Source organism: Candidatus Harpocratesius sp. (assembly GCF_054039255.1).
The window spans coordinates 22,529-46,166 of sequence record NZ_JBPLBG010000008.1 but is presented as its reverse complement, the minus strand read 5'-3'; the positions used below and the strand labels follow the sequence as shown (position 1 = coordinate 46,166).

23 protein-coding genes are annotated in these 23,638 nt (G+C 30.8%); 10 read left to right on the top strand and 13 right to left on the bottom strand.

Annotated features, from left to right (window positions below; all coding sequences use genetic code 11):
- Positions 1-83: 83 nt before the first annotated feature.
- On the bottom strand, positions 84-1,100 hold the full coding sequence (locus ACXLDF_RS02115) for a hypothetical protein (protein ID WP_457556840.1): 1,017 nt from the start codon (positions 1,098-1,100) through the stop codon (positions 84-86).
- A 248-nt stretch (positions 1,101-1,348) separates the two neighbouring features.
- Positions 1,349-1,918: a methyltransferase family protein gene (locus ACXLDF_RS02110; protein ID WP_457556839.1), complete on the bottom strand. Its 570-nt coding sequence runs from the start codon at positions 1,916-1,918 to the stop codon at positions 1,349-1,351.
- A 411-nt stretch (positions 1,919-2,329) separates the two neighbouring features.
- Between ACXLDF_RS02110 and ACXLDF_RS02105 the strand changes: the two genes are divergently transcribed.
- On the top strand, positions 2,330-3,163 hold the full coding sequence (locus tag ACXLDF_RS02105; protein ID WP_457556838.1) for a transcription initiation factor IIB: 834 nt from the start codon (positions 2,330-2,332) through the stop codon (positions 3,161-3,163).
- 250 nt (positions 3,164-3,413) lie between these two features.
- Complete coding sequence (locus tag ACXLDF_RS02100) at positions 3,414-4,505, top strand: FG-GAP-like repeat-containing protein (protein WP_457556837.1); 1,092 nt, start codon at positions 3,414-3,416, stop codon at positions 4,503-4,505.
- A 134-nt stretch (positions 4,506-4,639) separates the two neighbouring features.
- Here ACXLDF_RS02100 and ACXLDF_RS02095 read toward each other — a convergent pair whose 3' ends face one another.
- Entirely contained in the window at positions 4,640-5,830 is a 1,191-nt protein-coding gene (locus tag ACXLDF_RS02095) for a glycoside hydrolase family 26 protein (RefSeq protein WP_457556836.1), read from the bottom strand.
- Positions 5,831-6,051: 221 nt separating this feature from the next.
- Positions 6,052-8,334, bottom strand: a complete 2,283-nt coding sequence (locus ACXLDF_RS02090; protein WP_457556835.1) for a COG1470 family protein — start codon at positions 8,332-8,334, stop codon at positions 6,052-6,054.
- A gap of 171 nt (positions 8,335-8,505) precedes the next feature.
- Between ACXLDF_RS02090 and ACXLDF_RS02085 the strand changes: the two genes are divergently transcribed.
- The 5 genes from ACXLDF_RS02085 to ACXLDF_RS02065 all read left to right on the top strand — a co-directional run bounded on the left by ACXLDF_RS02085 (position 8,506) and on the right by ACXLDF_RS02065 (position 12,236).
- Positions 8,506-9,183: a LysE family transporter gene (locus ACXLDF_RS02085; protein WP_457556834.1), complete on the top strand. Its 678-nt coding sequence runs from the start codon at positions 8,506-8,508 to the stop codon at positions 9,181-9,183.
- 156 nt (positions 9,184-9,339) lie between these two features.
- Positions 9,340-10,290 (top strand): ABC transporter ATP-binding protein, encoded by a 951-nt coding sequence (locus tag ACXLDF_RS02080; RefSeq protein WP_457556833.1) that lies wholly within the window; start codon positions 9,340-9,342, stop codon positions 10,288-10,290.
- Positions 10,291-10,324: 34 nt separating this feature from the next.
- Positions 10,325-11,164: an ABC transporter permease gene (locus ACXLDF_RS02075; RefSeq protein WP_457556832.1), complete on the top strand. Its 840-nt coding sequence runs from the start codon at positions 10,325-10,327 to the stop codon at positions 11,162-11,164.
- A gap of 55 nt (positions 11,165-11,219) precedes the next feature.
- A complete protein-coding gene (locus ACXLDF_RS02070; protein ID WP_457556831.1) occupies positions 11,220-11,954 on the top strand; it encodes a class I SAM-dependent methyltransferase in 735 nt (244 codons plus the stop codon).
- Between the two features lie 21 nt (positions 11,955-11,975).
- A complete protein-coding gene (locus tag ACXLDF_RS02065) occupies positions 11,976-12,236 on the top strand; it encodes a YkoF family thiamine/hydroxymethylpyrimidine-binding protein (RefSeq protein WP_457556830.1) in 261 nt (86 codons plus the stop codon).
- A gap of 117 nt (positions 12,237-12,353) precedes the next feature.
- On the opposite strand, the gene ACXLDF_RS02060 is transcribed toward ACXLDF_RS02065, so the two are convergent.
- Positions 12,354-14,240: a phosphoenolpyruvate carboxykinase (GTP) gene (locus tag ACXLDF_RS02060; protein WP_457556829.1), complete on the bottom strand. Its 1,887-nt coding sequence runs from the start codon at positions 14,238-14,240 to the stop codon at positions 12,354-12,356.
- Positions 14,241-14,534: 294 nt separating this feature from the next.
- Entirely contained in the window at positions 14,535-14,720 is a 186-nt protein-coding gene (locus ACXLDF_RS02055; RefSeq protein WP_457556828.1) for a hypothetical protein, read from the bottom strand.
- Between the two features lie 483 nt (positions 14,721-15,203).
- Between ACXLDF_RS02055 and ACXLDF_RS02050 the strand changes: the two genes are divergently transcribed.
- Together ACXLDF_RS02050 and ACXLDF_RS02045 are read left to right on the top strand one after the other, a co-directional pair.
- Positions 15,204-16,271: an ADP-ribosylation factor-like protein gene (locus tag ACXLDF_RS02050; RefSeq protein WP_457556827.1), complete on the top strand. Its 1,068-nt coding sequence runs from the start codon at positions 15,204-15,206 to the stop codon at positions 16,269-16,271.
- Positions 16,272-16,433: 162 nt separating this feature from the next.
- Entirely contained in the window at positions 16,434-16,571 is a 138-nt protein-coding gene (locus ACXLDF_RS02045; protein WP_457556826.1) for a hypothetical protein, read from the top strand.
- Between the two features lie 58 nt (positions 16,572-16,629).
- Here the strand turns inward: ACXLDF_RS02045 and ACXLDF_RS02040 are convergent, their stop codons facing one another.
- The 3 genes from ACXLDF_RS02040 to ACXLDF_RS02030 form a co-directional block, all read right to left on the bottom strand.
- The gene (locus tag ACXLDF_RS02040) at positions 16,630-17,562 is read right to left on the bottom strand and encodes a nucleotide exchange factor GrpE (protein WP_457556825.1); all 933 of its coding nucleotides are present in this window, start codon (positions 17,560-17,562) and stop codon (positions 16,630-16,632) included.
- 144 nt (positions 17,563-17,706) lie between these two features.
- Positions 17,707-18,312, bottom strand: coding sequence for a hypothetical protein (locus tag ACXLDF_RS02035; protein WP_457556824.1), 606 nt, complete (start codon positions 18,310-18,312; stop codon positions 17,707-17,709).
- A 133-nt stretch (positions 18,313-18,445) separates the two neighbouring features.
- Complete coding sequence (locus tag ACXLDF_RS02030) at positions 18,446-18,826, bottom strand: Hsp20/alpha crystallin family protein (RefSeq protein ID WP_457556823.1); 381 nt, start codon at positions 18,824-18,826, stop codon at positions 18,446-18,448.
- Positions 18,827-18,994: 168 nt separating this feature from the next.
- Here ACXLDF_RS02030 and ACXLDF_RS02025 point away from each other — a divergent pair, with 168 nt between their 5' ends.
- Complete coding sequence (locus ACXLDF_RS02025; RefSeq protein ID WP_457556822.1) at positions 18,995-19,696, top strand: Lrp/AsnC family transcriptional regulator; 702 nt, start codon at positions 18,995-18,997, stop codon at positions 19,694-19,696.
- Positions 19,697-19,798: 102 nt separating this feature from the next.
- Here the strand turns inward: ACXLDF_RS02025 and ACXLDF_RS02020 are convergent, their stop codons facing one another.
- From ACXLDF_RS02020 to ACXLDF_RS02005, 4 genes are all read right to left on the bottom strand, one after another.
- Positions 19,799-21,289 carry an MFS transporter gene (locus ACXLDF_RS02020; protein WP_457556821.1) on the bottom strand — a complete coding sequence of 497 codons (1,491 nt, stop codon included), beginning with the start codon at positions 21,287-21,289 and terminating at the stop codon, positions 19,799-19,801.
- Between the two features lie 215 nt (positions 21,290-21,504).
- On the bottom strand, positions 21,505-22,359 hold the full coding sequence (locus ACXLDF_RS02015) for an energy-coupling factor ABC transporter ATP-binding protein (protein WP_457556820.1): 855 nt from the start codon (positions 22,357-22,359) through the stop codon (positions 21,505-21,507).
- Between the two features lie 8 nt (positions 22,360-22,367).
- Entirely contained in the window at positions 22,368-23,213 is an 846-nt protein-coding gene (locus ACXLDF_RS02010) for an energy-coupling factor transporter transmembrane component T family protein (protein ID WP_457556819.1), read from the bottom strand.
- Positions 23,214-23,274: 61 nt separating this feature from the next.
- Entirely contained in the window at positions 23,275-23,634 is a 360-nt protein-coding gene (locus ACXLDF_RS02005; protein WP_457556818.1) for a PDGLE domain-containing protein, read from the bottom strand.
- Positions 23,635-23,638: the final 4 nt, after the last annotated feature.

The following is a 23,638-nucleotide window of genomic DNA, read 5'->3' as shown; positions in this document are numbered from 1 at the left end:
AGATTGAATTTTATTTATTCTTTGAATTAAAATAAAAAAAAAGCAAACTAATCAAATTTTTTATGATCTTTTAAATTTGACTGTTACATCGAAGATTTACGCCACTCAGCGCCACATTTTCCACAAACCCATTTTTTTCCATAAATTACAGGATAGTCCATTATGATATTACTTCTATCTTCGACTTCACGAATTAAATTACGATTTGTATTTCCACATTTTGGACAGGTTACTCTTCCATCTGTTTTTTGAATCAATACTTTTTCATTTGTTTGTAAAGATATGGTAGGGTCAGGTTTTCGCTCATGTTTTACATCTGATGTTGGTTCTGTTTTTGGTTTTGGTTCTGATTTTTGTTCAAGTTTTATTTCAGATTTTGGTTCAGATTTTGGTTCAGATTTTGTAGAAGAATCAAATGATTCTGGATGTAAATCAACTGTATTACGATCTTGTTTTGGTCGATATCCTTCAAACAATTTCATAAATTCATCATCATCTTCACCATCAATAAATAATCGAGGTCGTTGAGCTCCTGCTCGATCAGCATCAAATTCACGAGCAAACTGCATAGCTTTAACTTTTTCTTTGACATTGCTGTCCTTTCCTTGCCAGATCCAAATATCGACACCCAAATCAGCAATAAAGCAATCTTCACTATCGAGTGAATCACGTTCAAAAGGAACCTGATTATATTTTATTGCATTAATTCCATCAAATTCTTCAGAAGAAATTCGATACAGTGCATCAACATGTTCTGCTTGTCCGGCAAATTCTCCAGTACTTACGTCTTTTAGCATAGTTTTAGCTAAATTTTTATCTAGAATTTTTAAATTCTGTACAAGACGCATAAATTCAGGTGACTCTTCACCTTCATCGATAGTAATAATCTTTGCTTGACCATTAAAGACTTCACCATCATCGATTCGTCGAGCTTCTACTGCTGCGGTAGCTTTCTCATCGACACTGCATTTACTTCCCAGCCATATGTAAATCTTTTTATTTTCATGATCTACAACCAAATAAGCATCACCAGAAGTAAAAATGGCTTTCTTCAAGGGAGTAAGATTGCCTTGATTTATTAAAAACATTTGAGTTTCCATTTTATTCATCTACGTTTTTTCGCTCAAAATTTATAAAAGAATCAATATAAAACGATTGATTCTTTCCCCTAAAAATTTTTTTGCTTCCTTAATAATAAATTATAGAATTTATAATATAACATCTCAATAATGATTACAAATAGAAATTTTAATGATGAATGATAATTCATCCCCTATTCTTGAAGTGATACATTGATACATAATCAACAGGCAAATTAAGTAAAAAAAAAAGGATTAATTAACATTATCTATTTTTGGGATTTGTCCAAATTGAACAAGTATTTTAAACATTTTATCCGAAAATTAAACATTGGCACCTTTTTCATGTAATTTAAATAATCATCCCCAAATTTAGCAATTGCTTCTGGTTCTTCCACGATCTTTATTAACATTAAGATAAAAAGCATCTCTAAAGGTGCAATTATAATTATAAAAGTAAGAGATCCAATTAATAAAGCGAATGACAATGGAAAGAAAAGTAGACCTAAATGCATAGGATGGCGCATGCAACCATAAATGCCATCTGTTACCAATTTATTTGTTTCCATCCGTGGAATATCTCCTTCACGCCCAAAACGAGCCAAGAACCTCCCTGTTATTTTGCTGGTACGAAAAACAGTCCACATTAGAAAAATACCTGGAATAATAGAAAGTATATGGAATAGAATACTTTTCCACAAAAAAGGAAAAAGAGATTGATCTACAATTATTCCTAAAATCGCGCCACCAAACATAATTAAAACCCAAACGGCAATTCTAATAATCATTCCACCCTTGATCTTTGTCACATCAGCATTTTTATGATTTTCTTGTTTCATTTCTAACATCTCAATAAATTATTAAAAATTGTGAATTCTCAATTAAAATAAAAAACTAGTTTACACTTCCACACAGATCAGTCTATAATATTTGATTATTATTAAATCACGAATGATAATATCAATATTTCTATTGATTATAAATTGTGGCTTAACTATATAAGGGGGGAATTTACGAATAAAGTAAGCAAATTTTCTCACCACAGGCACTTTTGACTTGATATAATATGCCCGTTTAAATCAATTTCGAGTGGTTCCATTCGAAATGCTTGCAAGAAATTCCTATCTATCAGGGGGAGTAGACAAATCATTAAACCATATCAGTACCAAGAGTATGATGAAGAACCATGCTGTGGCAATCCTCATATCATTTTGAATCATGAGAGCCAGTATGTGTGCATTAACTGTGGGATGGTAATTGCACCCAATCTTATTAATGCTGAAAGACGCGCTTATAATGCAGATGAAATTAGTTCAAGAAGGAGAACAGAACCACTATGGCGATGTTTTGGCAATCGAACTGTAATTGGTCAATATAACACAGATTCTAGAGGTCGACATCTCCATCCAGAAAAAAGAGCATTATTCTCTCGGTTGAACAAAATTCAAGGGTCGTTGATTAATTCTTTAGAGCGAAATTATTGGGAAGCTAAACCGAAATTACACCACATTGCTACACGGTTAGATATTCCAGATTTTATTCAAGAAACTGCTTGGAATATTTACAAATTATCTGCAAAGAAAAAACTAACAATGGGAAGAAGTATTGAAGCATTTATTGGAGCTTCAATGTACGCAGCAATTAGAGTACATGAATACCCACGTTTGATGGAAGAAGTGGTTGAATGTTCAATTTTACCTCTACGCACAATACATAAAGCATTAGCACTTATCGTAAGACGGGTTTTACCTGATTTGGGACTTCGATATAGTCCTATTTCCAGTAATCGATTAATCTATCGTTTTGGAAATGAATTACATTTATCGATGCCAATTCAGCAGAAAGCAACTCGATTACTTTTTATTGCTAAACGATCAGGAATGTCACGTATTGGAAAGGATCCAAAAGGAATTGCTGCTGCGGTTCTTTATTTGGCCGCAAAAGATACTGAAGAAAAACGAACACAGACTAATATTGCCTCAATTGCAAGAATAACGGAAGTAACTTTAAGAACAAGAGCCAAACAAATTTGGAAGTATACGACCAGATTTGCTCGAATTTCTGCACAAATAATACCAAAGTAATAAATCTAATTAATGGATGAAATTTTTTTTTGTAATTTGGCTAAAAAATTATTAATTTACTTTTTTTTCTATTATTGTAAATTTTTAGGATGCCTCTTCTTTTTAATAATAGAGAACAATACTTCATAACTTGAAAATCATGGAAGATCGACATAACATGCTGAAATAAAACTAAAAATTGTTTAAATATTATATTATGGAATCTGTTCAAGTTATTAAGCATCCTATAATTCGGAGATCCTATAGACCTATGATTCGATTAGACACAAAATTAATTGGCAAACATAAGTTTTCACAAGTAATTCGCTGTCTTGCAGTAGGAAAAATTAAAGAAACGCAAATAATCGCAGTAGGATCCCAAGATAAATATTTATATCTACTAGATCAAAATTTACAGGAACTTCAAAAAATAAAGTTTGATAAATGGGTGCGATGTGTTGCTTTAGGAGACTTACTTGGAGATGGATTTGATGAATTAGTTGTGGGTGGAGGTGACAAATCCCTCCACATTTACAAATTTTTAGATTCAGATAAGAAATTTCATGAATTATATTCTTATGAATTTGATCACTTTGTCAATACATGCGAAATTGCAGATATTACTGGAGATGGAGAATTAGAAATTATCGTAGGCTCATGGGATCAGACAATTCATGCATTAAAACTCTTTCCAGAACGTTTATCAATATTATGGGTCAGAGAATTAGAAAAACGAGTAAATATCATTAAAGTAGCAGATATCAATGAAGATGGAAAAAATGAAATCTTAGTGTTATTCAAAGGAGGGAGTTTAGGAGTTTTCTCTTGTGATATATGCAAACCCTTATGGCTTTTTGAGACAGATAAAGAATTACTGGCTGTTGATATTGGACCACTTGATGATAAAGGAATAAATTATATTGTTACTGGAGGAAATAGTAAGGTTTTGTTTATTATTGATCCTAATGGAAATTTAATTCACAAAGAAGAGTTTAAAGACAGGATAACTGCATTAATACTGGGTGATATTGATGGAGATGAAAATAATGATATGATTTTAGGTGAAGGCGATATAGCACTTAAAGCATTTAAGTTTTCTGGAAAATCTCCTGCCTTCTTTGAGATGAAATGGAACTACAGAATCCATCATACATTGAATTGTTTATTGTTAAGTGATTTTAACCAGGATAAAAAAAGAGAACTGATTTTTGGAGGATATAATAAAACGATTACCGCAATTCAAGATACGGAATACGGAATGGTCGAACCAATATACAAAAAGAATTTCCTTTCAGAAAACGAATCTATAAGAACGGACGAATCAGAAAGTGAATATTCTGAAATAAATAAGCCAGATAACTAACTAACCAGATAACTAACTAGCCAGATAACAAACTTCTAATTTGAAGAACATAGGATATATTCTTGAAAAAGGGATTTTTGAAAAAAAGATTCATGGAAAAACTTATTCGCAGTTAAAAAATTATTATTTCAATATCAGTCAATGAAGCTTTTCTTTCTTCTATTTTTTCTAATAATAATGATTATTATTGCCCAAATTCCAATTAAAAGACTAATTAGAACCGCACTAGCTGAAATAATGAAATAATCAGGCTCAATAACGCCAAATTCCAAAAGTGCCAAGGGTTTATTTGTTGATATTGATGAAAAATATGGATAGGCTTTTGCCATCAAATTTGAAAAGGATTCCCAATGATCAAAACGATCTAATGAACCATAAATACTGATTCCAATCCAATCAATGTAATCATCCCCAGGATAGTAAACACTCATATTTGTACAAGGATCATCAAATTCAAAATAATCATCAACATGAAAGACCCATGTAATATCAGTGGCGTTTTCTTCCCGAAATAGGTCAATAATATGCCGATAAGCAGCTTTGAAAAGTTCTGGTCCAGTATTGCAGCCACCATTCCATTTAGCATTCCATGCAAACCAGTCTCCATTAACTTCAGTGCCAAATTCAATAATGAGTGGAATTGCTGTAGATTTTGCATCATTAGCCCAAAATCTCAGATCACTATCATACATTCCATCAACGATTTTCTGCAAAGAATACACAGGATCAGGAGTTGGTCGTTCATAAGAACTAATTGGAAACATACGAATAAAGGGGATAATACCTAAACTATGAATAATATCCACTGCTTCGGCGGGAAACTCAATATGTTCCATCCAGGGGTTAGTAAAATATGCCCATACGATTTTTTTTCCAACTAATTCTTGGAAATCAGTGATGACATCAGCGGTAATACTATCTTCTGAATCATTGAAATCAGGATATGCGCTATGATAAATCCCATCAGAATTTGGAATTAATTTTACTCCGTTTGAAGTATTTTCCCACTTTGCTTCAGTGATAAATTTATCATCAGAAATTCCAATTCTATAAGCAGTAGTGGCTTCAATAGATGAATCAAGTCGGACTTTAGATTCCCCAACTATCCCCCCATTATCCCAATTTTCGTGCCAATAACTTATTGCTTTTATCCGATTATAACTTTGATTATTAAGTGTGTTAAATGCATCTTCAATCCATAGTGCTTTTTTATTTTTAAAATCTATATCTTTTTCACTAGAAGCACTAAAATTAAAACTTTGATTTATTACGAATCTTGAAAGAAGAAATATTAGCAATATTTTTGAAATTGTTGTTCTCTTCATCTATATTTTCTCATACTTATAGTTGTGTAGATTAGTTTAATAATATAAATTGGTGTAATTATATCAGTGCAGAATTTTATGAAGATTTAAGATTTTTCACTACACAATTTTTTTTGAACGAGTGTGATCAGTAAAAAATTGCCATATATTAAAGATTAGTTAAATTTCTGAATAAAAATAAAAAATAAAAAACAATTTCTGTTGAAAATATAGAAATATGTTTAAAGAGAAAATTGGGCTTCGCTAGCTTTGTAATCTTCACCAGTTCCAGTAATTTTATATCGAATTTCTACCGTATCACCAGCAGCAATTTCTTCAATTACCCAAACCAACATGTCCTTCTTTTCTAAACTTTTCACTTCAGAGGGTTCTTCACTATAATCTCCATATTCAAAATTATCAGGAACAACATCACGCAATTCGATTTTAGTTAAAACATTTTCACCTGTATTAGTTAAGCGTAGTACAATTTCATATTCACCTTCACTAGCCAAAGCAGAGATACGCTTGCCTTTGCGAATCTTTTTCCTTTCGTGAACCACTGGAATTGTAATGGCTTCAGGGATAATTTCAATTTGAGCTCCTGCTGGATATGTATTACCCAAATACCTCACATTAGAAACGAATTCAGTATCACGTGGAGGTTTATCTGCTATAATTGTATATTTAGCTTTTATTATCATTCCAGGCAAGAACATTCCAAAAGCACTATCCCGCAATTCGGTTAAGGAGATTTTTATTAAGTGTTCTGAATCAGAAGTTTCAGTAGCAGGTTCTATTTCTATAAAGGATGGATCAACAGTTATTTGTTCACCTAAATCTTCCCAATCGATTTCTTCTTCTTCATCTAATCCCTCGTGATTGTAATCTTCAGGAGGTCTAACAATAAAAAGTTCAATTTCTTCTGGTTTTGGAGGAATATAACCACTTTGGATACGATCTTCAATTATTAATTCATTTAAATCAGCACCACCGGTATTTTTTACTTGATGAAGAACTTCAAATGTATTTTGCTGGAATGATGCAATAGAACTTATCGAATATCTCAATTTTCCATCCATCATTGCAACAGCTAATTCAATATCATCAATGGTTATAGAACTCATAGTAGTTATTTTGTGATCGCTAACAAGGAAAAATTCAACAGTTTTATAAAACTTCGGTTCTTCTCCATTTTCAGTTTCTGTTTCCCACTCTACAGATTCCCATCGGGCACCTGAAGCAATTGGAGGAATTTCCCCTGGATCTATATCAAGCACTTTTTCATTATTAGTGGCATTTACAATGTCTAAATTTACTAATTGCATTTGAAAATCAGATTCATTTTCAAAAATAACTCTACAATCATATTTATCTGGATTAGAATCTTGCTGGAAAATTTCCATACCCACAAAGTTATTACTGTATGCATCAAATTTATCAATTTGGATACCCGTTAAGGCTTTCGTGGCAAAATATTCTACAAAAACCTTTCCTGTATTTATTTTTTCTTCTGCAGAATGGACTTCAATTGACATATTTAATTTCAAACTTACTTCAGAACCAGCTTTAATGGTATCTACCGTCCAAACAACAAAATTATCAATATCTGTTTCTGCTTGACCATTTGAAGTTTCTACAATGTCAATATTCATATACCCTTCTGGAATTTCCTTTTTTATTTTGATATCTTTTAAATCATAATCAGTTGTATTCTTAGCTGTTATCTTAAAGAGAATTCTGTTTGCATTACCTGGTGCCAAAGAATAAGTTTCGATAGATTCATCATTTTGTGTTGAAATAAATTCAGTTAATTTCAAAGCAGGTTCTTCAAATTCTTCGATTTCATATTCAATTTCATATTCCTTTCCAGGTTCTAAACTCTTTATAGAAACATTTTCATCAATTGAAGCAGATTTCTCTTTTTTGAAAGATACATCAATATCCCAAATCTTATCTGTTGAAGATGGATTAATCACTTTGAAAAGTCCACTGGTTTTTCTATCTTCTTCAATATCGGCTTCACCATTAAATTCAAAATGAGTTTCAACTTTTTCAATGATTTCTAATGGAACCAACTCTCCTACAGCACCTTTTGGTCCTAAAATAATTTCGCCTTCTTTATTTCCAGTTGTTTTATCATGTGTAAAAATTTTCCCAGTACTTGAATCTTTTTGATATTCAATTTCTCGTTTACCACCTTCAGATTTCATTTTTTCTGCTTCAGCACGTTCCATTCCTTCACTTGCATCAAAACCCATTTGTGTGCTAGATTCCATTCGTTCAGAACTTGATTGAACTTGCTCAAAGAAACTTTTTAGTGGATTGTAATCTTTCTTTCCTATTTTTACATCTTTTCCACTTTTCTTAATTGCATCTTGGATTACTTTTCTTGGCAAATTTGATGAAGCGAGATTGCCAAACATTACAAAAAATTGATCTGAAGTAACTGAAAAATCACACATTAATGTTTTTTTATCCAGAACAACTTTTCCTACATTTTTTATATTGTATTTATCTGCCATGGTTACTTCTCCATTGAAAAATTAACTTTGCATTGGTTAATAATTGTGTCGTGGTATTAAATAAAAATTTCCTTTCAAAATGGAACATTTTCGTTGAATTTAATTTTAAAATAAATGTAATTAAATTCATAATAATTACTTTTATAATCCATGCAAAATGCTTTTCTATATGTGAGCTACCTTGAATTATTCACAGTAACTTTCTTATTAGGATTAGGAGGGGCAATTTCTCCAGGTGCTCTACTAACATATACAATTTTTTGCGCTATTAAGAAAAAAAAGAAAGCATTTTCAGTTGGAATCAAAATCAGTTTAGGACACGCATCAATAGAAATATTTCTCATTCTTCTTCTTTTAGTGGGCTTAGTTAACTGGATGGATAATAGAATAATTCTTATTGTAATAGGAATTTTTGGAGGAATACTATTAATTTGCTTTGGAATGATAATTTTAGCAAATATAATTAATAGAAAAGTAGATACCACCTTTTTAGAATCAAATACATCTATTGAGAACAAAGACTTTCAAAATAATAAGAATTCCAAACCCTATCTTGCATCAATGGGCTTTTTGATGAGCAATCCTTATTGGTGGTTATGGTGGATAACCATAGGTGTTAGTATTATGGTAGATAATGGTGTGATCTGGGGGAATTGGATATCTTTGATTATTTTTATTTTTGCAAAAGAACTAGGTGCTATTCTGTGGTATACAGGAATTGCAACCGCAGTTGGAATTGCTCATAAATTAATGAAAAAAAATGTATATTTGGCAATTTTAGGAATCTGTGGATTATTTATGGTTATATACGGCTTCTATTTAGGCATTTCTCCTTTTTTCAATCTATAATTTTGAACCTATCAGCGTTGATAAGTGTAAATTAGTTTTTTTTCTATATTTTTTTTTAATAGGCTTCTTAATAATCTTTATAATAATCGAACTTATTCGCACTATATTATTTCGATAAATTCTTATAATGAGCAAACTCTACTCAATTTGAAATACATGTCTGAGAGAAGCATAATCAAAGTCAATCATCTGACTAAAAAATTTGGGGATTTCACCGCAGTTAATGATATTTCCTTCAATATATATCAAGGTGAAATTTTAGGAATCCTTGGCCCAAATGGAGCGGGAAAAACAACAACTATCAGGATGATCACTGGCGTTTTTCATGTGAACAAATCAAATTGTATAAAAGTGAATGGCATAGATATTTTAGAATCACCGGAGTATAAATCCCATTTTGGAATTGTTCCTGAAGTAAGTAATGCTTATCTTGACTTTACGGTGTGGCAAAATCTTAATTTTTCAGGTTTACTTTATGGAATGAGCAAATCAGAAATAGAAAAACAGGGTACACGGCTACTTAAACTTTATGGCCTTGAAGAAAAAAGAAATGCAATAACAAAATCTCTCTCTAAAGGATTGAAGCAACGCCTTAATTTTTGTATGGCGTTAATTCATGATCCAAATGTTTTAATATTAGATGAGCCAACAACTGGTTTAGATCCACTCTCTGTTCGTCTACTAAGAAGCCAAATTTTAGAACTTCAAAAAGAAGGAAAAACAATATTAATTACTACTCATGATTTACGTGAGGCTGAAAAAGTTTGCAATAGAATATTAATTCTTTATCGTGGAAAAATAATTGCTGATGAAACGCCTGAAAATCTAAGAAGGAAATTCAAATCAGAAACAGTAATTACTTTGGAATTTGATCCCAAACCTAATAATTGGGAATATATACTAAAAGAATTACGTGATAAATTTAGAGCAGAGCAGAAAAATGGAATAATTCATATCATAAGCGAAAAGGTTCTTCAAGATATGGCATCTTTGTATGATTTTGTTCAAAATAAGCAACTAAACTTGGAAAAAATCAAAGTAATTGAACCAACTTTGGAAGATGCATTTATAGATCTCATCCAAAATCAACAAAAATCTGAAAAATGATAATAAGTCAAAGAAAATCGGAGGATTACTAAAATTGAATTCAAAAATATTAACAAAAACATCCTTTAAAACAAAACAATCGATTATTTCACCTCAGCACATTCGATTTAAACGAATTTTGGCATTAACCCAGAAAAATATAACACTTTACATTAAAAAAGGACCAGTAATTGTATTTGGCTTACTTTTTCCCTTTTTTATTGCACTTTCATGGATTATAGGAAGAAATCTATCAGTATTTCAAGTATTTGTAGGAATACTCTCAATGACATCATTCTTTACGGCTACAGCTATCAGTCCTGTTGTAATTCCAATCGAAACCAGAGAGAAATCTTTGGAACGAATCCTTTCATCTCCTTTGAGAATCTCTGATATAATTTTAGGAATCATTATTGGTTCAAGTATATATGCATTTTTAGTTTCAATGTTTGTATTTGTTGTATTTTTACCATTTCTTCCAGCAGGAACAATTACCTTTATCGAATCACTTGAAGTAATACTTGGAATCTCTCTGATGAGTATTTTGGGTTCTGTTATGGGAGTATTAGTCTCAGCATTACCAACTGACATGACATCAAATGTTATGGTTCTTATGAATTTAATCAAGTTTCCGTTGCTTTTCATTAGTGGTATCTTCTTTTCAATCTCAAATATGACCTCAATAGGCAGAATATTTGTTCATTTTTCCCCAATTACCTATATTGTAGATATTTTATGGAACATAACAACATCTCAAAATATTTTTTCAATATGGTTCGATCTTGGTATGCTACTGGTTTGGATTATTGTTCTATATTTTGTCACTCAAAAAATTCACCAAATAACTTTACAAAAACGAATTTCACTTGGGGGAAAACGCCCAGCAAGAAATTAAGTAATAATACTATCCACATTTATACATTAACAATAAGAGGAATATTCTTAAAAAAATGGAACATCAACGGAATAAAAATGCACACAATCCCTTTTCTGACCAAAAAAATGCTGAAAACTATGAATCATTTTATTTAACTACTGTTGGACATACATATGATCGATTGGAAAAAGAAGCTGTAGTATCTCTTTTAAAACAATATTCTGGTGATTCAAAACAATCTTTGCTTGAAATTGGATGTGGAACAGGGCATTGGACCACTTATTTTCATAGTTTAGGTTATCAATCTTTTGGAATAGATAGTTCTGAAACCATGCTTCAAATCGCGCGAAAAAATAGCCATGAAGAAATTTTATATATAAAGGCAGATGCAGAGAATTTTTCTATTAATCCGCCATTTCCTCCAGAATTTGATATAATCGCTTTTATTACTTCATTAGAATTTATGAATTCCCCATTTAAGATTATTAAGCATGCACTCAGATATTTAAGAAAAAACGGTCTGTTATTACTTGGATTATTGAATGCGGATTCATATCTTGGGCGGCAGAGAAAAAAGGAGCCTTCAATTTATACAAACGCTCATTTTTTTACAGAAAGCGAACTTATTACAATTAAAAAAGCACTAGAATCTTATCTTGGAATAACAATTGATGAATTTAAAATTCAACACTGTGCATTTGCGAAACCTTCTGAAATCGAAGAAGGAAAAGCAGAACAAATTGAAAAGGAAGGAAAGAAAATGAACCAAAAAAATGGTAATTTTATTGCTGCGATTTTTAAAATATAATATTAATGATGGTAGAAAAATATGAATATAAGCGCAGAATTTGCATTTTATCCATTGGGATTGAAGAATTTTAAAGAAATTGTCAACTTAGTTATTGGAGATTTATCAAACGATAATCTGCAAATTATTTATACCCCTATTTCTACAATTCTTTATGGAGAAAGTGAAAAGATAATAGAAATAATTAAAAAAATCATCAATGTATATTTTACTAAATACCAAGCAGTACTTGAAGTAAAATTCTCCAATGCTTGCCCAAAACCAAAATTTTCATCTTCTTAATCACTTCTATTTACTGAAAAAAGTAAATACCGCATAAATAAAGAAGAAAGAAAATAGAAAAATATATATTAAAAAAATTTCAAAATTAATTCCAAAAAAGTTTTAAATTCAGTTATTTTATAATTCTTCTGGAAGAATTATGCTCTTACCCTTATTATCTTTCAAAGCATTAAGCTGAGAACGAATACGTTGCAATTCATTCCAGAATTCATCAGGCATTTCTGGTTCATCCTTAAACAAGGCTTCCATACGATCATATTTTGCCAAATAGCGATCAATTTTCAAGGAAAATTGTGTGTTGTATTCTTCTTTACTGTAAATTCTTCCATCGAATACAGCAGCAAATAAGGAGCGCAAATCTTCATATTTAGGAATAACACCAATCGGTGTTTCAATACCATCATAATCTCTATGAACTCGCCCCTCAGCCCAGAGCAACCATACTTTCTTATCTAATTTGGTGTTAAGATATTTTCCATCTGCATCTTTTAAGAAATAGTTTGTAGAAAAGACTTTAGGGCATTTTTTCAGTTTTTTCCCAAATTTCAAATGATTTTTAAAATATTTTCCTAATGGGACTATAATAAAATCCATATTTGCCATTGGACTGGATTTTCGCACTCCTTCTTGTCCTAATGTAGCAGATGTTGTTTCAGATTCAATAGTTGCTCCAATAAACACACCATGCACCCAGTTCAGACTTTCAGCAATCGGGACTGTTGTATCCGAATCTCTCCCACCGTAAAGGATCCCTGATACCGGCGCCCCTTCTGGATCATGTAATTTTTCATCAATATTTTCTAATTCATCAATTCTTACAGTAAACCTTGCATTTGGATGGGAGATTGGAATTTCTTTTCCATTAGAATCTTTCATTCCCTTTTTCCATCTACCTGCATGATTCCAACCTTCAGTAGGATATTCATCCACACCCATTCCAGTCCAATAAACTTCACCTTCATCAGTGGTTAGTACATTTGAGAAAATTACTTCTTTAGGAGTTGTAATTGCTTTATAGATAACAGGATCATCTTTAGGATTGACATCCTTAATAATTCCAAAAATTCCTTGTTCAATGTTGACAGCACGCATGTCTCCATCTTTTCCTTCTCGAATGTAAACGATATCATCTCCTACGATTGTTGCACCAGGAATCATTGCAGTGCTGGTTTTACCACAAGCAGACGGATAAGCGCCGGCAAAGTAGGTTTTCCTACTTCTATCTAATGGATAAAAAGCAGAAAGAAACATGTGTTCTGCTAACCAATCAGAATGATTTGCTCTATAAATTGCCAAACGCAGTGCAAGCTTTTTGCAAGCTAAACTGTTTCCTGCATATTGATTATTTACAGAAAAAACACGATATTCTAAAGGATCAATGTATATTCTTCGCTTGTCAACATTTATTGTGCAATTGCGTTCATCCAATTCCCCAGCTGAATGCCAAAAATAAAAGAATTCATCTTTATCTTTTAAGTGTTGTCGAAATTGTTCATATCCTGGACGATAGAGCAAATCTTCAGAATGACCAACATAAAAACTGTCTGTAATTTGGAGAGTAGGGATGGCAAACCGCGAATGAGTAGGTCCAAGACAGAAAAAACGTACAATCATGGTTTTGTTTTGCATAGCACCGTCCATTATTGACAATATTTCTTTAAGCCCTTGTTCCCGTTCAATCACATTTAACCCTCGACTTAATGTCTCCCCTTTAGGTAAGAGTGTAGCAGTATGCGCTTTATCACGGGCTTGATCATGGTAACCATCATAATGTATGGTGTGTCCATCAATTTTTAGTCGTTTTTCTTCTTGGTAGTCAATAGCTAATTGACGAAAACGTTGAATCTCTTCATGACTATCAGTGAAGACCATCACTTTTGCAGGTTTCATTAATTCAATTGCATCTTTAACAACTTTTTCAACCTTTGGATTATTAAGTGCTGTAATTTTAGCTTGATCCTCAGGACTTATTTCATATTCATGCATTATTCTTTCCTCATTCACGGTAATCTGGTTATATTTTTAAAAGACTTAACTTCACTTGATAATTAAGTATTAGGAAAAAAGAGCGCGAAAGTTAAAAATGTTTTTCAAAATCATATTTTTTAATGCATTTTTTCCAACTAAAGAGCATGTTTTGAATGAGATCTAACCATTACCATGGGTTATAAATGGGAGAAATCTTTTAATGGAAAATCAAATATCAAAATATTTACAATTTAAGTGATCATGAAGTTCTTATAAATAAAAAAATGATTACTGAAGAGGTTCTAAAGAAAATTACTTACTTAAAGATTTTCAAGTGCGAATAAGTTTTCTTCCTATGCAAGATTTATGTCGTCCACGCTTCTTTGGTGGCTTTTGATGAAATAATGCCTTTAAGCCTTTTCTACGTTCAGCAGGAAGAGGCATGTTAAATATCACATTTGTGAATAATCCGATATAATCTGTAATTTGATATTGAATTATCGTTGGTTTTTTCATATATTTTAATATGAGCATGAGCTAAGAACCAAAAGATTTTATGAACTCAAGATATGCACCTTTTATTAAGTAATTGGTTAATTTTCTAGATTATAAATGCATATATAATCAATATTCTTTTATAAAACAGTTATTATCTCACAATTATTCATGTAATTTAATATAACATAACTCTGATTATTTGTCTGTAATTTTCAAACTTATTCGTTCATTAATATTGGCGACAAAAAATATAATGGGATGCATCCATAAGATTGGAATAAATTCACTCCAAAATATTAAAAATCCTTAAAAAATTAAATTCTCCTTGGACATCTAAAAGTGCGAAATTATTTGACAAGGCTGTGCTAAAAATTTATAAAGTTCCGGCTTTTTTACTATTATATTGCAGAATCATCAATTTTTTATAATACTTATTCGTATAAAGGAATATTCATTCAATTTATAAAGAAAGTAAAAAGAATTGTTTAGGAGTACATGTGAGTGTTAGAAAATATCTTTTTAATATCATTTGAACTAAAAAATGGTGATCTCTTTCCCAATCTTACATCAAATTCTGCATCTATACAAAAAAAAAAAACTTATATTGCATATCCTGATGAAAATATTTTGAATTCTTCTCACAATTTGATACAGTTGATAACATTAAATCAAGAACGAGTTCTTCTTCAATATTTTGAAAAAACATATTATAATGATGATTTTCTTTATTCAAACATTAAAGCTATTAATATTAAAGACATGAACATTCTTCTTGTTCCATTACCATATAGACATGTATTAGGCATTGTTTTTGATAAAGAAACGAACCCCTACGATTACAGAAATGAAATTGTTCGATTATTACTTGATTATGCCTTAGACAAATATTTTTCTAAACCAAATAGCAATTATAAAGAAACTCTTTTATTGACTTTATTCGTAGATCTCCGAAATTATACAAATGAATCCCATCTTTTTAATAATAATCTAAATAAAATTAATTATTTTCGTAATAAACCCTACATTAAGCTTTTTGTGTTTGGAATTGATTATGCCGGAAAAAGCTCTTTAATGCGTTTGCTATCTACTGGTAAATTCGATGAAAATTTCTTTATCCCTACTAAGAAATTCCGTATCACCAATGTTTCATTAGAAAATGATATAAATCTTACATTTTGGGATATGCCAGGACAAATAATTTATAGAGAAGATTGGTTAAGGGGTGCTCAAGCCAGCAATCTCCTGCTCTTCGTAATTGATGTTGCAGATCGAAGTCGATTTGCAGAGGCTAAAGCCGCTTTTTGGAAAATGATCAATCTTTTTGATTTACAATACCTTCCATTAATTTTTTTGATCAATAAAATAGATTTAGTAGATAAGCCAATAAATAAAGAACAAATAGAACAATATTTTGAACTTTCAAAATGTACTGGCAGAGAAATTACAACAATTTGTACAAGTTTACCTACTCGAGAGGGAATCGATAAACTGAAGGATGAAATTTCCCGTATTGCTTCTCATCTATTGATGGTAAATGGAATTATTGAACCCTCTTCAATGGTTAAGTGAATACACTTCCTTTTGTTCAGACAATATCACTTTATTTTTAAAATAAGCAATTTTTAATAACTAATAATATTGATAAAAACAGATAAGATATGAATAATTATTCATTATCTTATATTTTTAGGAGTGAAATTTATCATGTGGAAAATAACAAAAGAATACTGTATGGGTTGCGCGGTTTGTACCATGCAATGTTCAGGCATCCAAATGGTGGATGGCTATGCAGAAATAGTAGATCAATCGGCTACTTGTTTGGAGCGGGCAGCTCAAGTCTGCCCTAGACAAATAATTCAAAAAGTATAAGAAAAAGTAATTAAAAAATCATAAAATAACATTCATATTAGATTATAGACATTTTTTATTATTCCTTTTTTGATTCAGATTTATTTGAGGCATTGATTCCAGAAATATTTTTATTTTTCTCATCCTTTTCAGGTTGACTCTTATTAGTTCCACCATTTTCAGATTTACTCTTATTTGATTCATTTTTCTCAATATCTTTTTTTTCAGTTTCTTTCTCTTTAGATTCAACTTTTTTTGGTGGAGGTGGAGGAGGAGAATGTTTTGAAACAATAACCTTTGCGGGCTGAATTACTTGATCCTTTATCTTATAACCTTTTTGAATTACATTGATCACAGTATCTTCAGGTAAATCATCATTAATAACTTTCATCATCACTTCATGATAATTAAAATCAAATGGAATCCCTGTTTGATCAATAGGCTCTACATGATAAGATTTGAATATCCGCTTAAGCATATCATATAATTTTTGAAAACCATGCAAAAAATTATCCATTTGATTGCTTGGCGAAAGGTTTCCGTTGGATTTTTGCTTTTGAGCAGTTTCAAAAGCTTTCTCAAAGGCATCGATTAGGGGAGTAAAAGCAGTAATAGTTTTAACTTTTGTCTTAAGTTGTACCACATCTTGCTGCTTAATATAGTGTTTACGTGTATTCTCAAGTTCAGCTTGCAGATAACGGTATTTTGATATTTGGTTCTGGAATTGTTGATCCTTCTCTTTTAATTGCTTCTTCAATTTCTCGATTTCTTCTTTTAATCTATCCATTTCGGATTTTGGTTTGCTTTTTTGTTTTGATTTTTCATTAATTTTGGAATCTGGTTTTGTTTTTTTTTCGATTTTTGATTCTGACTCAGATTTTTGTTTTGAATCAGATGTTGAAATATTTTTTGTTTCTAATGTTCTTTTAGAATCCTGCTTATCAGAAGGTACATGTCCTTCTTCTTTAATTTTTTCCTGTGAATTTGTATTTGGATGCGATTCACTTGTCATTTTAGTGTCTCCTTCGATTTCTGCATATTCTTTGTTCTTTCTATCGAATTTCTGTTTAAATCTTATAAAGGTTATTTCTTAGCTTTTTTTATTTCATTGTGCTATATTAATGATCCGTGCTATTTAAATTTCAAATTGATTTACTTAGCGCTTTCTTACTCGGATACGGCGTTTTCTTTGTAATTTAAGCGATTTTCTAAATGTTATTTCCAAAATATTATCGTCTGCATGAAATTGTGCACGTCCAGATTTGGGACTGATACTGGTATTTAATTTAATTTTCCGATGATATTCACCTGAACTTACATCTAATTCATAAGGTGTCGCCTTTAGATCAATTTGATCTCCACTTTCATGCTCTGGAATTTCTAAAATCACCTTAAGATGTAAATCATCTTCATAAAAATCTAAAAATTGCTTAATTTGTCTTCGTTTGATCTCTTTTTGTTTTTCAACAAAATGAGCTAATGCATTATGAAATTCTTTTAATGTATTTTCGTCGTGATCAGAATCAAGTAATATTGGTTTACTTTTTATAGAATCCCATTTAAAACGAAATGATTTACCATTGAATGGATTGGTAAATTTGAAAATATAATCTTCGCCATTTTCATCTCTTACAGGTTCAAAATAATAATCCCGAAAACGATCAACAACATCCTTATCTGATAGAAGCCGGTTTAGCTTTTTTGTAATACGGTGAGAAAGTTCTTTTTTAATTGATCTAATTTCTTCGGCGTTTTCACTCATTTTTTCACAATCCATTCATTCTTTTTCATCGAATTCTTAGTGAATGTGCATATTTCTAAGAAGAAAAATATTTAAAAAAGGTTTCGATGAATTTTTATGTTTTTTCATAATTTTTTTTTGTTTTTTTTTATATTCATTTTAATTTTACTGGAATATTTATTTCTAATATTCCATTGCGAAATGATGCATGAGCACCGTCAATATCACATGGTTTAGGAAGATTGACAATTGATCTCTGCGTTCCATTTATTATTTCTAATTCTGTAGAAGAAATTGCAAAAAGATCAATTTCATTTTTTCGAATGCAAGGAATTTCGACTACAACAGTAATATGATCATTATCATCGAATATTTCGATAAACCGCTCGTTTTCTTTTTGTAAAGAATCATTTTCATTTAAATCTATATGATTAGCACTATTTATTTCACTTTGTTCGATTTGTTCTGGAAAAGATGTAATGAAATGCATAAATACATGCCACAGATCAAAAGGTTCATCATGTGAGTTAGCCATTTAATCACGTCCTAAGATTTGATGGTAAATAATGATTTACTATTATTATTTAGGTTTTCATGATATATAAATGTTAACTAAATGTTGTCATAAAATTTGTTAGTAGATTTGGAATTATTCTGATAAAATTCGGAATCTTTTTAGCAGTAAAGTCCACTTATTTTCTTGATGCCTACAAAAAAAAAAATCGATGATCTTGATATTCAAATTTTGAAGTATCTTCAAAATGATGCCCGCCGGAGTCTGAAAAAACTAGCTGACAAATTAAAGAAAAAAACAAGCACTATATATCATCGATTACAACGATTAAAATCTAATGATGTAATTCTTGGATATTCTATTATAATTAATCCAGATTACCTCAATATTCATAGAATTGGGATTCATAAGGTGAAAATGAAACCTCTTAATATCAGCTCGCTTGACGGGATGTTTCTTTCGAGTTTTGCTAATTTTATAAAGACAGAATTTCCAGAAGTATTATTCATTGCGTTATCAGAAGATTCTCAAGCAATTTATCTAATCTCATTTCATTCCTCTGAAACAACATTGAATGAATTCCTTTCAAAACTTAAAGAAAACCCCTATATCTCTGATGTTGATTCAGAATATATTAGTAATATCGTAAAAGGACAAAAACTATTTAACTTTAATGAAGATTGGATCAAAAAAGCTACCAGGCGATTTAAAAAAGATAAAAAGAAGAAAATGGAAGAAGATGAATCTGAATTAATGGAGATTAATTTGGATGAAGAAGAAGAAGAATTTGAAAAATTTGGAATTGATGCAGAAGAAGAGGTAATTAGTGATATAATTGAAGAAGATGAAAGCGAAAAAGATGAAGACTCAGATATTGAAATAAAATTTTAATTAAAAATTTTAAAGCTTAAAATATAGAAAAAAAATGGAAAAAAATGGATTTAAATTGATTCTTATTTTTGGATAGTCATTAAGATTTTTTTATTCATTTTTTTATTTAGATTCTTTGTGGCGCCGCTTTATTAAAGCTTTTTGAACATTGCGCCAACGTTCACCATGTAATGGAAAGATAATTAACAGTGAAATAACTAAAAGGATTCCTACAATATTAGCAACACTCATTAAAACTCTTAATCCTAACTGTAAATTACCGATATTTTCTCCTTCTTGAACGCCTAGCACGTAATCACTCCATCCATAACCAGATAATACTACCATAATAACTAAAACCACCAAAATTGTGGAATATCGGTTAATTAATGAATTTACACCATAATATGTTCCCTGACGTCGTTTTCCAGTTTTTACTTCATCTTCATCAATCACACGTCCAATTAGGATATCAACATAATACATTGCCCCAGATAAACCTATGCCTACAAATGCCATTGCCAAAATTGCCCAATCTTGACTATTATTATTGAAAAACCAAAATGGAATTAAAGATAAAATCCAAATAGAATCACTTATGATAAAACCGATCCTCATATCAAATCTCTTTCCCATCCATTCCATCAATGGAAAAGCAGCTGCAGCAACTAATAAAGCAACTAGAAGCATTAGTGTAAGAGTAAAATCTCCTTTTTCAATTCCTAAAACCCAGATTCCATAAAGCGAAATTACAGCAGTTAAAAGTTTAAATACAAACCAATTCAGCATATTTGCGGTGATGAAAATAAGAAATGCTTTATTTTTCAAAGTTTCCTTCAATGATTGCCACATTCCAGGCATTTCTTCTGGTTTTGTCATTTCAGCAGGATCTTCTTTCATACCTAAGTGGAAAAAGAGATAACCCATAACAAGAGTTACAATTGCAATTAGCAATGCAACTTGACGATATTCAATCGGAATTTTCTCAACAACATCTGGTGGAGTGTTTGTATCTGCTGCCATTGGGTTGATTAAGAATGATGGTAAAGCAAAACCAATTAAAATACCAATAATAGTCATTGTATTTTTAATTCTATTAGCACGACCTCGTTCTCTCTCAGATTTGAACATTTCAGGAAAAAGTGCAGTTTGATTGGCAGAAAACATGGTATAGAAAAGATCATAAAGACAAATAATAAGAACCATATAAGCAGTGTTCCATCCATCAGACTCAACAGGAATTGGCCAAAACCGGGGAGGAAAGAATATTAAGAAATTCATCAAAGCAAAAGGTATGAGACTTAAGAGCACCCAAAACCTTCTTCTGCCGAATTTTGACTGGGTTTTATCGGAGATAGCCCCAATAATTGGATCATTAATACTATCCCATATTGCAAATAAAATATAGCTGGGTGCTAACCAAAAGAGATCAATACCTACCACTGCATAATAGAAGGTAAAGGCAGCAAATTGAAAGAATTGGTGGGACATTTGATCTGTTAAAGCACCAAAGCCAAAAGTCATGGTAGTTGTTGCAGAATGAGTATATTCATTGAAATTTTGCTCAAATGTGGTGAGATATTGCTCATTAGATGTGTTTTCTTCATTAGACATAAGTAAATTTCTCCTTATCATCAAAGAATTTAGAAAATAATAGAAATTTTATACAAAAATAGATCTATTCAATTAAATTTCTCTCTTAGTAAATTTAAATTGATCTCATTTGCTTTTTCTGAAAAATGATTTAATAAATGTTAAGAAAAAATTCATTCGCACTCTTATTAATTATTTATGAGACCTATAAAAAATACAAAAGTAAAAATGAAAATTTACTTTTCTTTTAATAATGAATCCAGAAATTCTTTAAATTCAGCTACATTTATCGGAATCGTTCTATTTTTCGACCAATTTTTAATTAGGTGAGGAAAATCCTTTTTCACTTTTTGATAAAGAGTAGCTACAATTGGTACTCTTAAATTTGCTTTAAAAAGAATTTCAGGTGTTTGAAAAAGCTCGCGTATTTTTCCATCAAAGATAATTTCGCCTGCATGTAATACTATTGCCCTTTTGAAAAATGATGGAATTTGATCAACTTCATGACTGATCAAAAGTAATGTTTTCCCTTGAAAATGTAAATCGAATAAAATTTTGTTTAAATCTTGTCGTGTTTTCGGATCTAAATTTGAAAACGGCTCATCAAACAGGTAAATGTCTGGATTCATTGCATAAACCGCTGCGATGGCGACTTTCTTTTTTTCACCTTGTGATAAATGAAAAACCTTTTTTTCCATTATAGATTGAATGCCGATTGCTTCAGAGGCTTTGATAATCTGCTTTTCCAATTGAACACCTCGATATCCCAAATTCCAAGGACCAAATGCTAATTCTTCTTTAACTGTGGGTAAAAATAATTGATCATTAGAGTTTTGGAATATAAGCCCTATTTTTTCCCGAATTTGTTTTTCATTTTTACGATTAACCTCCAAACTTTCTGCTATGATTTTTCCACTATGACCTGTCACCAAATGAAGGAGATTCAAAAATAAAGTAGATTTACCAGAACCATTTTCACCTAAAAAAACAACAGCTTCACCCTTTTCAATGCTAAAGGAAATCGATTGAAGAACAGAGAGATAGGGATGATAAGAAAAACTAACATCCCTAAATGAGATTATTTCAGGCATAAGCATCACTAAAAACTACAGAATTTCGCAAAATTGTGTAGTAAATCACTGAATTGTACAAGAATTGCGATTGTAAAACCACTTCCAGTTAAGAATAAATAAACCAGTGTACTTTTTGGGTTTATGGAAAATTCTAATATGGGAAATTCTCCATGATATCCCCGAGCAATCATAGCGCGGTGAATTGCTGCACCTTGATGTATAGATTGAAGTAAAAGATGGCCGAATAAGTTTGAAAGATGAATAAAACGCGCCTTAAATGGAAGTTTTTGTAAATGGCGCGTTGCATCAGCTCGTAATAAGGTGACCAAATTATCGAAAAAGAAAAAGAAATATCGATACGTTAGAATTAAAAGTGAACTAACAATAGATGGAATCTGCATTTGACGCAGAGCATGAATGATTTGTATGAAAGGAGTTGAACATATAAGGAAAGAAATAACAATTATTGTTGCTAATATCCGTAAAAAGTAATTTATTGCCAATTGTAATCCTTCAATAGTAGTGGTTAGAGTTAATGAACCAATAGAAAAACGCCACCATTCTGTTCCTGAAGTAAGAAAAATAAGAGGGATGGCAGTCAAAAATGGATAAATAATTCCTAAAACAAGCACGAATTTAAAAAATTGGCGGTTGTTATTACGAAATCCTATATTAGAAAGAATAATTGTAATGGAGAGCCCTAACCAAATACATGGTTTAGTGATTATATTATTAATTAGAATAATGAAACTAATAGTGATTATTAATTTAATTACAGGAGATACAGCAAAAAAAAAGGAATTACGAGTATGATCAAGTTCATACGCCAAGTAATTCTGGAATTTTTGATTTATTTGAACAACTAGGGACATTTTTTTTCAGCATTGATTATATGCATACAGCGATTATAAGGTATTATAAGTGCGAATAAGTTTAATTTGTCATAACTTCATTAGATTTAGATTCTGTTTGATTTTCACCAGTTATATGCTTAATTTTAACCAACTTGAAGACACCAAACATAACCGCTCCAACAATAATTGCTCCTATTAACCCAATTAACCAAGTGTGAATATAAGTATTTTCACTAATTTTAAAGCTATAATCAGGAAAAGGAGCACTTTCATATTCTATGTTTGAATCTGGTTCATATTCTTCATTATTAGTCAGATCAAACATTACCCGCTCTAATCCATCAGGACCTGCTAAATATAATGGCATCCACAAAAAGGCGCCTAAAATGACCATTGATCCTCCAAAAAGTATTAATGCAATTTTGTATTCTCGTTTCATTTTG